The sequence below is a fragment of the Paenibacillus borealis genome (assembly GCF_000758665.1).
Lineage (GTDB): Bacteria > Bacillota > Bacilli > Paenibacillales > Paenibacillaceae > Paenibacillus_AQ > Paenibacillus_AQ borealis.
This window is the reverse complement of the sequence record NZ_CP009285.1, coordinates 4,762,119-4,775,894: the sequence shown is the minus strand read 5'-3', so window position 1 is coordinate 4,775,894 and position 13,776 is coordinate 4,762,119. Positions and strand designations below refer to the sequence as shown.

12 protein-coding genes are annotated in these 13,776 nt (G+C 50.2%); all 12 read left to right on the top strand.

Features of this window, described 5'->3' with window-relative positions:
- Positions 1-118 precede the first annotated feature (118 nt).
- The 12 genes from rhaA (at position 119) to PBOR_RS19925 (ending at position 13,760) form a co-directional block, all read left to right on the top strand.
- Positions 119-1,375, top strand: coding sequence for an L-rhamnose isomerase (rhaA, locus tag PBOR_RS19975; RefSeq protein ID WP_042214655.1), 1,257 nt, complete (start codon positions 119-121; stop codon positions 1,373-1,375).
- 72 nt (positions 1,376-1,447) lie between these two features.
- Positions 1,448-2,293: a rhamnulose-1-phosphate aldolase gene (gene rhaD / locus PBOR_RS19970; RefSeq protein WP_042214653.1), complete on the top strand. Its 846-nt coding sequence runs from the start codon at positions 1,448-1,450 to the stop codon at positions 2,291-2,293.
- 170 nt (positions 2,294-2,463) lie between these two features.
- A complete protein-coding gene (locus PBOR_RS19965; RefSeq protein ID WP_042214650.1) occupies positions 2,464-3,558 on the top strand; it encodes an NADH:flavin oxidoreductase in 1,095 nt (364 codons plus the stop codon).
- 255 nt (positions 3,559-3,813) lie between these two features.
- Positions 3,814-6,060: a collagen-like protein gene (locus PBOR_RS38485; RefSeq protein ID WP_179945458.1), complete on the top strand. Its 2,247-nt coding sequence runs from the start codon at positions 3,814-3,816 to the stop codon at positions 6,058-6,060.
- 281 nt (positions 6,061-6,341) lie between these two features.
- Positions 6,342-7,166 carry an AraC family ligand binding domain-containing protein gene (locus PBOR_RS19955; RefSeq protein WP_042219694.1) on the top strand — a complete coding sequence of 275 codons (825 nt, stop codon included), beginning with the start codon at positions 6,342-6,344 and terminating at the stop codon, positions 7,164-7,166.
- A gap of 24 nt (positions 7,167-7,190) precedes the next feature.
- Entirely contained in the window at positions 7,191-8,087 is an 897-nt protein-coding gene (locus PBOR_RS19950; protein ID WP_042214648.1) for a DMT family transporter, read from the top strand.
- A gap of 7 nt (positions 8,088-8,094) precedes the next feature.
- Entirely contained in the window at positions 8,095-8,229 is a 135-nt protein-coding gene (locus PBOR_RS38380) for a hypothetical protein (protein ID WP_281191765.1), read from the top strand.
- A gap of 385 nt (positions 8,230-8,614) precedes the next feature.
- Positions 8,615-9,847 (top strand): IS110 family RNA-guided transposase, encoded by a 1,233-nt coding sequence (locus PBOR_RS19945; protein WP_042214646.1) that lies wholly within the window; start codon positions 8,615-8,617, stop codon positions 9,845-9,847.
- A 354-nt stretch (positions 9,848-10,201) separates the two neighbouring features.
- Positions 10,202-11,785 (top strand): tRNA (N6-isopentenyl adenosine(37)-C2)-methylthiotransferase MiaB, encoded by a 1,584-nt coding sequence (miaB, locus tag PBOR_RS19940; protein ID WP_042214643.1) that lies wholly within the window; start codon positions 10,202-10,204, stop codon positions 11,783-11,785.
- 24 nt (positions 11,786-11,809) lie between these two features.
- Positions 11,810-12,262 carry a YlbF/YmcA family competence regulator gene (locus PBOR_RS19935; protein ID WP_039304693.1) on the top strand — a complete coding sequence of 151 codons (453 nt, stop codon included), beginning with the start codon at positions 11,810-11,812 and terminating at the stop codon, positions 12,260-12,262.
- 136 nt (positions 12,263-12,398) lie between these two features.
- Positions 12,399-13,169, top strand: coding sequence for an NUDIX domain-containing protein (locus PBOR_RS19930; RefSeq protein ID WP_039304691.1), 771 nt, complete (start codon positions 12,399-12,401; stop codon positions 13,167-13,169).
- A gap of 48 nt (positions 13,170-13,217) precedes the next feature.
- The gene (locus PBOR_RS19925; RefSeq protein ID WP_042214641.1) at positions 13,218-13,760 is read left to right on the top strand and encodes a cysteine hydrolase family protein; all 543 of its coding nucleotides are present in this window, start codon (positions 13,218-13,220) and stop codon (positions 13,758-13,760) included.
- The last annotated feature ends 16 nt before the right edge of the window (positions 13,761-13,776 follow it).

Below are 13,776 nucleotides of genomic sequence, written 5' to 3'. Positions count from 1 at the left end.
TCGTACGAAGCTATTCATTGGAGCGGATGCTCACAAAACTAAGTGAATGCTTCCGAAATGAGTTTTGCGGAGTTTATCAAAGAAGCATATGCTATCAAAACAATTAGGAGGCAACAGCATGGATCAGAGCATCACAAACAGCTATAACGAAGCGAAGAAATTATACGCAGCCCATGGAATTAACGTAGATGAGGTCCTGGAGAAGCTGGCCAAGATCAAGATTTCAGTACACTGCTGGCAAGGTGATGACGTTCAAGGTTTCCTGTTCAAAGACAAAGAGCTAAGCGGCGGGATTGCTGTAACCGGCAGCTACCCTGGACGCGCAGGTACTCCGGATGAGCTGCGTCAGGATTTGCAGAAAGCCCTGTCGCTGATTCCGGGCAAGCACAAAGTCAATCTGCATGCGATTTATGCTGATACCGACGAGCAGGTGGATCTGGATGAGCTGGAACCGCGCCACTTCGCCAACTGGGTAGAGTGGGCTAAAGAGCAAGGGCTGGGACTGGATTTCAATCCAACCTGCTTCTCACATCCGAAAGCTGCTGACGGCTTCACTTTGAGTCATGCAGACGAAGAAATCCGCAATTTCTGGATCAGACACTGCAAGGCTTCCCGCAAAATCGCTGAGCATTTCGGCCGCGAGCTGGGACAGCCCTGTGTAACGAATTTCTGGGTACCGGACGGTTATAAGGATACGCCGGTTGACCGCCTGGCACCGCGTATGCGTCTTAAAGAATCTCTGGACGAAGTGTTCAGTGAGGAAATCGATCCGCAATACAACATCGACGCCGTTGAGAGCAAGCTGTTCGGTATTGGCTCCGAGAGCTATGTTGTCGGATCACATGAATTCTACATGGGTTATGGACTGACCCGCGGCAAAGCGATCTGCCTGGACGCCGGACATTTCCATCCGACTGAAGTGATCTCCAATAAACTGAGCTCAATCCTGATGTTCAGCGAACAGCTGCTGCTGCATGTCAGCAGACCGGTACGCTGGGACAGCGATCATGTCGTAACTATGGACGATGAGCTGCTGGAAATCGCCCGTGAACTGGTTCGCGGAGATTTGCTGCCGCGTACGAATATCGGCCTTGATTTCTTCGACGGCAGCATCAATCACCTCGCTGCTTGGGTTATTGGAACACGCAACACTATTAAGGCACTGCTTCGCGCAATGCTGGAGCCGGTAGAGGAGCTTCGCGCCATTGAGCTGGCCGGAGACTATACTTCTCGCCTGGCGCTGGTAGAAGAATTCAAGTCCTATCCATTCGGTGCAGTATGGGATTATTACTGTGCATCGCAGGGCACGCCGGTCCGCGAGCAATGGCTGGCTGAAGTGAAGAGCTATGAGCAGGAAGTACTGGCTGCAAGATAGATTAAAGTTTTTTAACAACCGAACGAACAAGTATCCGCGCACTTATAGGTGCATATAGAGGAGAGATAACATATGAGTACTTCAGTAATTGAGTCCAAAGGTTACATTGCAGGTATTGAAGCACCGTTTATCCAGGAAATGTCCGAAATCACCCACCACATGTGGTCCCTGGGCTGGGATGAGCTTAATGGAGGTAACGTCAGTTATCTGCTGGATGAAGAAGAGGTTGCCAAATATATTAACATCCGCGAGCCGCTGCGTACAATTGCCCTTACCTTCCCGGTAACTGAGCTGGCCGGCAAATACTTTATCGTAACCGGATCCGGCAAATACTTCCGCAATGTCATCAAAGACCCGGAAGCCAACCTTGGTGTACTTCGCGTAAGTGATAGCGGTGAAAGCGTAGAAGTTCTGTGGGGGCTGCGAAACGGTGCGGTACCTACCAGTGAGCTTGCTTCCCACTTCATGAGTCACATCGAGCGTCTGAAGGTAGATCCTTCGCACCGCATTGTGCTGCATACCCATGCAACGAATGTTATTGCTATGACCTTTACCCATGATCTGGACGGACTGAAGTTCACCAAGACCCTGTGGGAAATGTGCACAGAATGTCTGGTTGTCTTCCCGGATGGCGTCAGCGTCATTCCATGGATGGTTCCGGGCAGCAGTGATATCGGCCGGGCTACCGCTGACAAGATGAAGGATTACCGCGTGGTCATCTGGCCGCAGCACGGAATCTTTGTTACCGGCGCAACTATGGATGCTACCTTCGGTCTGGTGGAAACAATCGAGAAAGCAGCGATTGTCTACAACCTGATTGGCGGACGTGAAATTAAACAGAAGATCACTGATCAGCAGCTGGCAGATTTAGCTGCGGCGTTCCGTGTAACTCCGAAAGCCGGCGTTCTGGACTTGTAATATGTATAATATTTTAGGCTTGTGAACCAACAGCCGGACACCTAGAGCAGCAATGGGGCGTCCGGCTGTTTGCGTGGGAGCGGGTATCTCTGCACTGATTTGCATTTGCTGCTAAGAACAGTCATAATATGCTTACTTAAAGTAATTATATTATGAAACGGAGGCCGATCATGAATACCGATAAATTGTTTGAACCCTTTGAGGGAGGGGGCCTGTCCCTGACCAACCGCGTGGTAATGGCACCGATGACACGTGCGCAATCTCCCGGGGGCGTGGCTAGTCCGGAGGTAGCGGCATACTATCGCCGTCGGGCAGAAGGCGGCGTCGGCCTGATCGTTACCGAAGGGACGGCTATCGATCATCCTGCGGCAGTCAGCCATCCGGATATTCCAAATATTCACGGCGAAGCCTCTCTGGAGGGATGGGCGCAGGTAGTGAAAGAAGTGCACGCAGCCGGAGGCAAGATCATTCCGCAGCTGTGGCATGTAGGTATGGCCCGCAGTATTGGCGAGCTACCCAATGCTTCGGCGCTGCCTATCGGCCCTTCAGGCCTTAATCTGGCCGGTGAGCAGATTACCGAGCCGATGACCAAGAATGAAATTCAGAGCATTGTCAGCGCCTTTGCTAAAGCGGCCAAAGATGCCAAGGCTATTGGTTTCGACGGCATTGAACTGCACGGAGCCCATGGTTATCTGATCGACCAGTTCTTCTGGGAGAAGACCAACCGCCGGACCGACGAATATGGCGGTGATCTCGAGGCACGCACAACCTTCGCTGTTGAAGTGATTGATGCCTGCCGCCGCGCGGTAGGGCCGGATTTCCCGATAGTGCTCCGCTTCTCGCAGTGGAAGGGCGGCCATTATGACGCAAGGCTGGTGGAGACTCCGGAAGACCTTGCCCGCTTCCTGACACCGCTTAGCAATGCAGGTGTGGATATCTTCCACTGCTCTACCCGGCGTTTCTGGCAGCCGGAATTCGAAGGCTCAGATCTCAATCTGGCGGGCTGGACGAAGAAGATTACCGGTAAACCGACGATCACGGTGGGCTCCGTTGGACTCGACAGCGCATTCCCTAGCGTAGTCACAGAGAAGAATCAGGAAGACAATATTGAACTGCTGCTGGAGCGGCTGGACAAGGCAGAGTTCGATCTCGTCGCGGTAGGCAGAGCCCTGATCAGCGATCCGGCTTGGCCAGCTAAAGTGCAGGCCGGCACAATTGGTGAGATCATTCACTTCACATCCGATGCAACGAAGACTTTATATTAATAGATAATTTGTAATCAATAGCGCTCCATGCAATGGACATTACGATAAACTTCAGGTTTATCCGCTGATGGCTGTTGTTATGGGGTGCTTTTTGCGTTGCGAAGGATGCGATCGCTTTCAATCAAACTGTTCTATAAAATAGTGCCAACTCACCCAACCCTCTAGCGTTAATCGCGAATACTGCTATAAAGAGGAGTTTTTGAGGGGAGGAGTAAATTTTTGAATTTGGCAGGTTCATAGGAAGGAGAGTGAGAGATGGCAATTTTATCGACGGGACCTATTGAAAATAATATACCAGCCAGCAAGGGCACCCGCCCGACTCAGTCAGTAACGATCATAATCGACGGCCGCAACACATCCAATAACTTTGAAGTTCATATTCTGGGCTATAGTCTGATTGGGACCCGCACTTTATATATAGAAGAGCAAATCAATGTGGCACCCTTTCAAGTGATCAACAGGGATTACTTTGCGAACCTCGATGCTTTTGAGTTTGTATTTATTACATCAGGTATAGGTGCATCCGAAGCGCAAATCTCTGTATGGGGGAAAAATAGCGCCGAACAGCTGGTAACTGCACATCGGCTGGTCTCCCAGGAATTGCTGGATACGGTGACAGGCTTCACCGGAGCAACAGGAGCTACCGGAGTGACCGGGACAACTGGTGTGGCGGGATCGACGGGAGCCACAGGTGTGACTGGAGTGACTGGAACCACGGGAGCAACCGGGGCCGCAGGAGCCTCGGGAGCAACAGGAGTGACTGGAGCGACAGGAGTCACGGGAGCCATTGGAGCAACCGGAGCCACGGGAGCCACGGGAGCCACAGGAGTAACAGGAGCAACAGGAGTCACAGGTGTGACTGGAGTAACCGGAGCCACGGGAGCCACAGGTGTAACTGGAGTTACTGGAGTCACGGGAGCAACTGGAGCAACTGGAGCAACAGGAGCTACAGGTGTGACTGGTGTGACTGGAGCAACTGGGGCAACTGGAGCCACCGGAGTCACTGGAGCCACTGGAGCTACCGGAGCCACTGGTGTTACGGGGGCAACTGGAGCCACTGGAGCTACAGGTGTGACTGGTGTGACTGGAGCAACAGGAGTCACAGGAGCAACCGGAGTTACGGGAGCAACAGGAGGAACCGGGGCCACAGGAGCCACTGGTGTTACGGGAGCAACCGGGGCAACTGGAGCTACCGGAGCTACCGGAGTCACTGGAGCCACTGGAGCTACCGGAGCCACTGGTGTTACGGGGGCAACTGGAGCCACTGGAGCTACAGGTGTGACTGGTGTGACTGGAGCAACAGGAGTCACAGGAGCAACCGGAGTTACGGGAGCAACAGGAGGAACCGGGGCCACAGGAGCCACTGGTGTTACGGGAGCAACTGGGGCAACTGGACCTACCGGAGCTACCGGAGCAACTGGAGTAACCGGAGTTACGGGAGCAACAGGAGGAACCGGGGCCACAGGAGCCACTGGTGTTACGGGAGCAACTGGGGCAACTGGACCTACCGGAGCTACCGGAGCAACTGGAGTAACCGGAGTTACGGGAGCAACAGGAGGAACCGGGGCCACAGGAGCCACTGGTGTTACGGGAGCAACTGGGGCAACTGGAGCTACCGGAGCTACCGGAGCTACCGGAGCTACCGGAGTCACTGGAGCCACGGGAGTAACAGGTGTGACTGGAGCCACGGGAGTAACAGGAGCAACCGGAGTAACCGGAGTTACAGGGGCCACGGGAGTCACGGGAGCAACTGGTGTTACGGGAGCCACAGGTGTGACTGGAGCAACAGGAGGCACAGGTGCAACCGGAGCAACAGGACTTACGGGAGTTACGGGAGTAACAGGAGGAACCGGGGCCACAGGAGCCACTGGTGTTACGGGAGCAACTGGAGCAACCGGAGCCACGGGAGTAACAGGAGTAACTGGAGCCACGGGAGCCACAGGTGTGACTGGAGCAACAGGAGGCACAGGTGCAACCGGAGCAACAGGAGCCACGGGAGTCACGGGAGCCACGGGAGCCACCGGAGCAACAGGAGTCACGGGGGCCACAGGTGTGACTGGAGCAACAGGAGCCACGGGAGCCACCGGTGTTTTCTCATCTTCCTATGCTTATATTTACAATACCAGTGCTCAGACTGTAGCCGTCGAGGCAGATATTATTTTTGACAGCAACAGTACCCTTATCGGCTTCACCCATACTCCCAATACAGCTCAGTTAATCGTTCAAAATGCCGGAGTGTATGCGGTATTGTTCAACAACACTGCAGTTGAACCGAACCAGTTTACCCTGTTTCAGAACGGGGCTCCTGTAACCGGAGGTGTCTATGGTTCTGGGGCGGGAACGCAGTCAAACCCCGGAATGGTGATTATCACAGCATCCCCAGGCGACGTAATTACACTTAGGAATAATTCCAGTGCCGCTGCGATCACATTGCAGACCTTAGCAGGAGGAACCCAGGTTAACTCCAATGCATCGATTCTTATTTATAGGCTAGGAAGCTGAACTCGTTTATGGCAAGCAGAGCTAAAAAGTCCGGAGCCTTACTCTTAGGCCGGGCTTTTTTTGCGGTGTGCGAATTTATATGTTTTGGGGTCCCCGGAAAGTACCTGAATAAACATCGAAGCTATGGCCCCACTTTGTGGGGGTGGTTTGCCGCTGGGATATACTCCTGAATAGCCACGGCCCGCCGGAGTTGCAGCATTGAGGAGAGCAATATCATACAAGAACACAATCTTCACCTATAGTATACTAAGCTTGAAAAACGCTGGAAGGGAAGACGAATGATGAAACAGGAAATACGGACCGTAAAATACGACGCTGAATTAAAAGTTGAAGCCTACCATTTTCAAGGAATCATGCAAAAATTCCCTAACCATTTTCATGAGTATTATGTGATTAGATATATCGAACAAGGTCAGCGGTTTTTGTCCTGCAAAAATAAAGAATACACTATAGAGCCGGGTGATCTACTTCTTTTTAACCCCCGCGACAATCACGCTTGCGAACAGATTGATGGCAAAACGCTGGATTACCGCTGCATCAATATTCAACCGGAAATTATGAGTAAGGCGGTCTTAGATATAACCGGAAAAGAGTATCTGCCCTATTTTACGCCTCAGGTTATTTTTCACAGCGAATGGGTTCCTGTGCTCCGAGAGCTGCACCAAATGCTAATGGAGGAAGAAAGAGACTTTAGAAAAGAGGAGAGCTTCTTCTTCCTCCTGGAGCAGCTGATTGAAGACTACACGGAGCAGGCAGTGCCGGCGGAGAATACAGAGCAAAGTGCAGAAGTAAGGAAGGTCGGTGAATTCTTAGAGCAGCACTACATGGATAATATCTTGCTGGCTGACCTCTGCAATTTGACGGGGCTAAGTAAATACTACCTGCTTCGTTCCTTTACTAAGCAAAAGGGGATATCGCCCTACAGCTATCTGGAAACCATCCGGATTGACAAGGCTAAGAAAATGCTGGAGCAGGGAGTTAAACCTATTGATGTTGCGCAAGAGACCGGGTTCACTGACCAAAGCCATTTCTCTAATTTTTTCAAAAAATTTATAGGACTTACCCCTAAACAATATATGAATATTTTTAAAGCTGCGCAAAACTGACTTCGGGCCAATGAGAGGGTTATCATGGGTAGACAAAATGAGATTCAAGGACATCTGTTTGCATTTATTACGATTTTTATATGGGGTACAACTTTTATATCCACCAAGATACTGTTAGACGTTCTAACTCCAATTGAAATATTATTTCTAAGGTTTGCCATTGGTTTTCTTGTGTTACTCCTTATTTATCCTAATAGGCTCAAAGCCAAGGAAAGCATACATGAGTTGTATTTTGCCGGGGCGGGTTTGTCTGGCGTTACGCTATACTATCTACTTGAAAATATTGCTTTAACCTACACGTTTGCTTCCAATGTAGGTGTCATCATTTCCATTGCACCGTTTTTTACTGCGATTTTTGCCCACCGGTTTTTAGATGGAGAGAGATTGAAAATTCAGTTTTTTGCCGGGTTTTTAATCGCAGTTACCGGCATTTTTATCATTAGCTTTCATGGAAGCAGCAGCCTGAAAATAAATCCGTTTGGAGATATTTTGGCTGTTGTAGCTGCTGTGGTATGGGCTGCCTATTCTATTCTGACGAAGAAAATCAGCGGGTTTCAATATAACACAATTCAGGCAACGCGGAGAATTATCTTATATGGATTGGTATTTATGGTTCCGGCCTTATTCATATTCGGATTTAAGCCAAGCCTGAATGAACTGCTGACACCAGCCCATTTGTTTAACATCCTTTTTCTGGGGTTAGCAGCATCCGCGCTTTGCTTTGTAACGTGGAATTCTGCAGTTAAAATATTAGGCGCCGTAAAAACAAGTATATACATTTACATGGTTCCCGTAATTACCGTAGTCACGTCTGTTATTGTACTTCAGGAAAAAATGACAGGAGCCTCCGTATTCGGTATTGTACTTACGTTAACAGGTTTGTTTATATCAGAGAGAAAGAAACAAGAAAAAAGGGACTGAGAGATTTATGAACCTCAACTTCGATGAAGTGAATGAACACCATACGGTAGGGGCGGCGGTTCGCTGTAAGAAATGGGTGCTGGTGGAAACCGTCAACGGAGTGGAGAAATTTAGTATTCAGGAGCTTATACCGCATCATTAAAAGTGGGATTCAAGAGAAGCTCTGCCTTGCAGCGGGCTTTTTTTGTGATATAGCTCTGGTAACTTTTTATATAATCCTGCACAAAATACAACATTTCCTTCATCCTGCAGGCCTAAATCCAGAATTGTTGTACAAACGCTCATGACGCTGTGGCGTCACCCCCTAGAATGAAAATAGGTATTCTCTATGTTTCTACATTCTAAACCTGGAAAAACTGAAGATAACAAATCTGTGGACGAGCCTTTATTGGGGCCAAAAACCCTGTTGTACAAACTGTCCTATTGCGACTCTCAGGCACCGCCTATTGCACATCAAAGTGCGTGTATAAAATTCTACACGAATGAGCGCATGATTTGTGAATTGACAGGAAAGTAGGAATAGATTCATGGATGCTATACGCGAATGCTGTGCAGGTCTCGATGTTCATAACAAAACGGTCGTCGCTTGTATTCTAAACGGACCGCTGGATCACACTCCCCAAAAGCAAATCTCGACGTTCGGAACGACAACGCGTGAATTATTGCGGCTTCAGGACTGGCTTATCGCAAATCAGTGTCAGGCGGTGGCGATGGAGAGTACAGGCGTATTGTGGAAACCGGTCTGGAATGTACTCGAATCGACGTGCGACATCGTCTTGGCGAATGCTCGGACGATTAAAAACATTCCTGGACGAAAAACCGATATGAACGATGCCTTTTGGATTGCGAAACTCCATCGGTGCGGATTGGTTCAAGCCAGTGTAGTCCTGCCCGAGCAACTGCGGGATCTGCGGGACTGGACCCGGTACCGGGTGAAAATGGTCCAAGCGATCACGGCCGAAAAGAATCGGATTCATAAACTGCTGCAGGATGGAAATATTAAATTGTCCAGTTTCATCACGGATGTCTTTGGCGTATCGGGCCGCTTGTTGCTAGAGCAATTAATGGATGGCGAGGTGCTGGACGAAGAGCAGCTTCGCGGGCTCGTGAAGACAAAACTAAAGAAAAAAGTCCCTGAACTCATGGAAGCATTGAATGGGCGTGTGCGTCGTCATCATCGGGAGATGATGCGGCTTCACTGGGATCATCTGTTATATCTGGAGAAGCAAATCGAGCAAGTGGAAGCCCGGATTGAATGCAAGCTAGCTCCGTATGCCGAAGAGCTGGAGTGGCTAGATTCAATCCCTGGGATTGAACGCAATACGGCAGCAGCTATTTTTGCTGAACTCGGTCCGGAGGTTCACCAGCGTTTCGAAACGGAGGAACAATTGACGTCTTGGGCGGGCGTCAGCCCGGGAAACAAGGAAAGTGCAGGAAGGAAATCTAAAACGAAATGTCTGCCGGGAAACAAGTTTTTGAAACGCGCGTTAACCCAGGCGGCATGGGCCAATGAGAAATCCTCCAATCGTATCGGTCAGCACTTTAGGCGGGTTCGAAAACGGCGTGGAGACAAAAAAGCGTGTGTAGCCACGGCACATTTACTGATAAAGATTATTTATAGCTTAATGAAAAACAGATCCGGATACGAAGAAAAGGACGTGCCGGAGAGCACGTCCAAGGAAAAGGCGTTAGCTTATTACTTGAAACAAATCGAAAAGTTAGGCTTAACGGTTCAAGTGACGTCCCCCGAAACGAGCTGATTTTTAAAAATCGCTCAATAATTGGGGTAGGGGGACTTTTTGCGCCTTTAAGAGTAAGTTTATCCCGAAAGAGTTACTTTTAAAACACGTGCTAAGCTCATCCCTGCTAAAGCCTACGTTTATTTTCGTATAAAAAGGCAGCATTTTACCATTTTCAAGCGGCACGGCAGGATTATTCTTTTATTTCCTACAACAATTCTTCCGAATACCAGCTATCCGTGAATCTAAGTTGCAAAACGTACAACTTGGATCAATCAACTGGATGGTTAGATTATCCTTATATGTGATATAATTTGATATTGATTGCGTGTCTATCTGATATCATGAATTACTTATAAAGGAAGTGTAAATCTGATGACGAAGGAGAACCGGAACTCAGCGGACTTCAAATCCACCCAGGGCAAGGATTACTCCAAGTATTTTGATTTTACGGATGCCAAAGTGATCAGTGAGCAAGAGGGCAAGACCACCTACCGCATTAAAGGCAGAAATGTACAGATCAACAGCCAGCCGGATTACAGGGAAGGCAAGCGCCGCGGCAAGGAAGAGATCGAGGTGCTGTACCATTTCGAGATTCCGCCGGAGATGGAGGATTTCGGTCAGGGCAAAACCTATCATATCACCACCTACGGCTGCCAAATGAATGAGCATGATACCGAAACGATGAAGGGTATGCTGGAGCAATTAGGTTACCGGGCAGTTGAAGACCGCAGAGATGCTGATCTTATTCTATTAAATACATGTGCAATCCGCGAGAATGCGGAAGATAAGGTGTTCGGAGAGCTGGGTCATCTCAAATCGCTCAAGCTGGAAAAGCCGGGCCTGCTGCTCGGGATCTGCGGCTGCATGTCCCAGGAAGAAGGCGTGGTCAACCGGATTATGAACCGGTATGGTTTCGTGGATATGATCTTCGGTACGCATAATATTCACCGGCTGCCGGAGCTGATTAAGGAAGCGGTGTTCAGCAGGGAGCTGGTCATCGAGGTCTGGTCCAAGGAAGGCGACATTATTGAGAACCTGCCCAAGAAGCGGGAAGGCTTGCGCGCGTGGGTAAATATCATGTACGGCTGTGACAAGTTCTGTACATACTGTATAGTGCCGTTCACACGGGGCAAGGAGCGCAGCCGGCGTCCTGAAGATGTCATTGCTGAAGTGCGCGAGCTGGCCCGCCAGGGGTTCAAGGAAGTTACGCTGCTGGGGCAGAATGTAAACGCCTACGGGAAGGATTTTACGGACATTAACTATACATTCGGGGACCTGATGGATGACATGCGGGGGATCGATATTCCGCGTATCCGCTTCATGACGTCGCATCCCCGTGATTTTGACGATAAATTGATTCATGTGCTCGGCAAAGGCGGCAATCTGGTGGAGCATATCCATCTGCCGGTGCAGTCGGGAAGCACAGCAGTACTGAAGCGGATGAGCCGCAAATACACCCGTGAAGCTTATCTGGAGCTGGTCCGCAAGATCAAAGCAGGTGTGCCGGATGCGGTATTGACTACGGATATTATCGTCGGGTTCCCCGGTGAAACCGAAGAACAATTCGAAGAGACACTGTCGCTAGTGCGCGAAGTAGGGTATGATATGGCGTATACCTTTATTTATTCTCCGCGTGAAGGTACACCTGCTGCTGCAATGGAAGATAACGTTCCGGCTGAAGTCAAGAGCGCAAGACTGCAGCGTCTGAACGATCTGATCAAAGAGCAGAGCCGGCTGGGCAACGAGCGGATGCTCGGCAAGCTGGTCGAGGTGCTGGTGGAAGGCGAGAGCAAGAATAACATCAATGTGCTCGCCGGACGTACGCGTGACAGCAAGCTGGTGCATTTCGAAGGCCCGCCGTCACTGGTCGGCACGATGGTGCAGGTGAGAATCACCGGTACGAAGACATGGTACATCAAAGGGGACTATCTGGCGGAAGCCGCAGCGGTCCTCTAATTATAGAGAAATGGGGCGAGAAGAATGAGCCAGGAAGAAGCGCGTTTGAATGAATACGGCATGCAGACCCACAACACCCGTGATTTAATCGTAAGAGAGGATATTATGGGCAAAGCGAAGGAGCTGGCTACACTCATCTCCACCAGTGAAGAGGTCCGGCATTTCCAGCAGGCCGAGCAGAAGATTCTGAATCACGATCGTGTGCAGGGTCTGATTGCTACCATTAAGAAGAAGCAGAAGGAGATTGTGGCCTTTGAGAGCTTCAAGAATCAGGCGATGGTCGCCAAGATCGAACAGGAGATTGAAGTGCTGCAGGATGAAATTGACAGCATTCCGGTCGTGAATGAATTCCAGCAGAGCCAGAGCGACATTAACTATCTGCTGCAGCTGGTCATCTCCGTGATCAGGGACACCGTCTCCGACAAAATCAATGTGGAAGCAGGCACAGAAGCGCCTCCATCCACTTGCGGGGACTAACAGAATACTCCCGGGGCGGATGAGAATCCGTCCCTTTTTCATATATAGCGCGAACTGCGGTTGATTTTAAGAGGACAGGTTTGGTACATTAAAAGATACGAACAGCAAATATAGCTGCGGCAAAGGATGATCTAAAGTGAGCGAGAACGTGGAACAAACCTATAACGCCAAAAAATACCGCACTCCGGACGGCGTTCCGGCGGATATTGTCATGTTTACGCTGACCAAACGCGAACGGAAGACGGTCACGAAGACACTCCCGCTGCGGGAACTGAAAGTTATGCTGATCCGGCGCAAAAAATGGCCATATGCGGGCATGTGGGCCCTGCCGGGCGGCTTCTGCCAGGAAGACGAATCAATCTATGACGCGGCTACGCGCGAACTCAAAGAAGAGACCGGCGTGGACGGCGGCCATTTGGAATATCTCGGAGTCTACAGCAAGCCGGGACGTGACCCGCGCGGCTGGATCATCAGCCATGCATTTTTTGCACTGGTGGAGGAGTGGATGCTGGAGCAGCGGCAAGCCTCTGATGATGCAGGAGAGGTCGGCCTGTTCACCCTGCAAGAAGCGCTGGAGGAGCTGGAGCTGGCTTTTGACCACCATGATATTATTACTGACGCTTATCTGCGGATTCAGCAGCAAATGCTGCAGACGACGATTGCACGGCAGTTTCTGCCGCGCCATTTCACGCTGAGTGAGCTGTATCAGGTGATCCAGACGGTCGTGCCTGAATTCAAAGAACCGAATTTTATCCGTAAAATTACGTCAACACGCAGCCGGCAGGGTATATTAAAGGAAGTAAGTGATGAAGCGGGCAATCCGCTCAGCTCCAATCAATACTCCCAGCGTCCGGCCCAGCTGTATATGTTCACGGACCACGAGCCTTTATTATCGATCTATACCTAAGATGCTGGGAAGCTTAAGCTCACAATACTTTTAGGAGGCGGTCTGCTTATGAGAGCACTCATCGTAATTGATTTCACCAATGACTTCATTGACGGAAGTCTGCCGGTAGGTCAGCCCGGTATCGACATTGCGCCACGGGTTAGCCAGCTCACGGAACAGTTCGTGCAAAGCGGGGATTATGTTGTGATGGCTGTAGACCTGCATGAAGCGGATGATCCTTACCATCCGGAGAGCAAATTGTTTCCGCCGCATAATCTGCGGGGAAGTCAGGGACGTGAGCTCTATGGCAGCCTGAAGGCTGTGTACGAAGCGAACCGTGAAGCCATCTATTGGATGGACAAAACGCGGTACAGCGCTTTTAGCGGCACGGATCTTGCACTGAAGCTGCGTGAACGTGGCATCACTGAACTCCACCTGATTGGAGTCTGTACAGATATCTGCGTGCTGCATACGGCAGTGGATGCGTACAATCTGGGTTTCAGCATCATTGTGCATGAAGATGCAGTAGCCAGCTTCAACCCTGACGGCCACACTTGGGCACTGGGACATTTCCGGGGCAGTCTCGGGGCGACGGTCGTCGCTTCCACATAGATAAAAATATAATTGA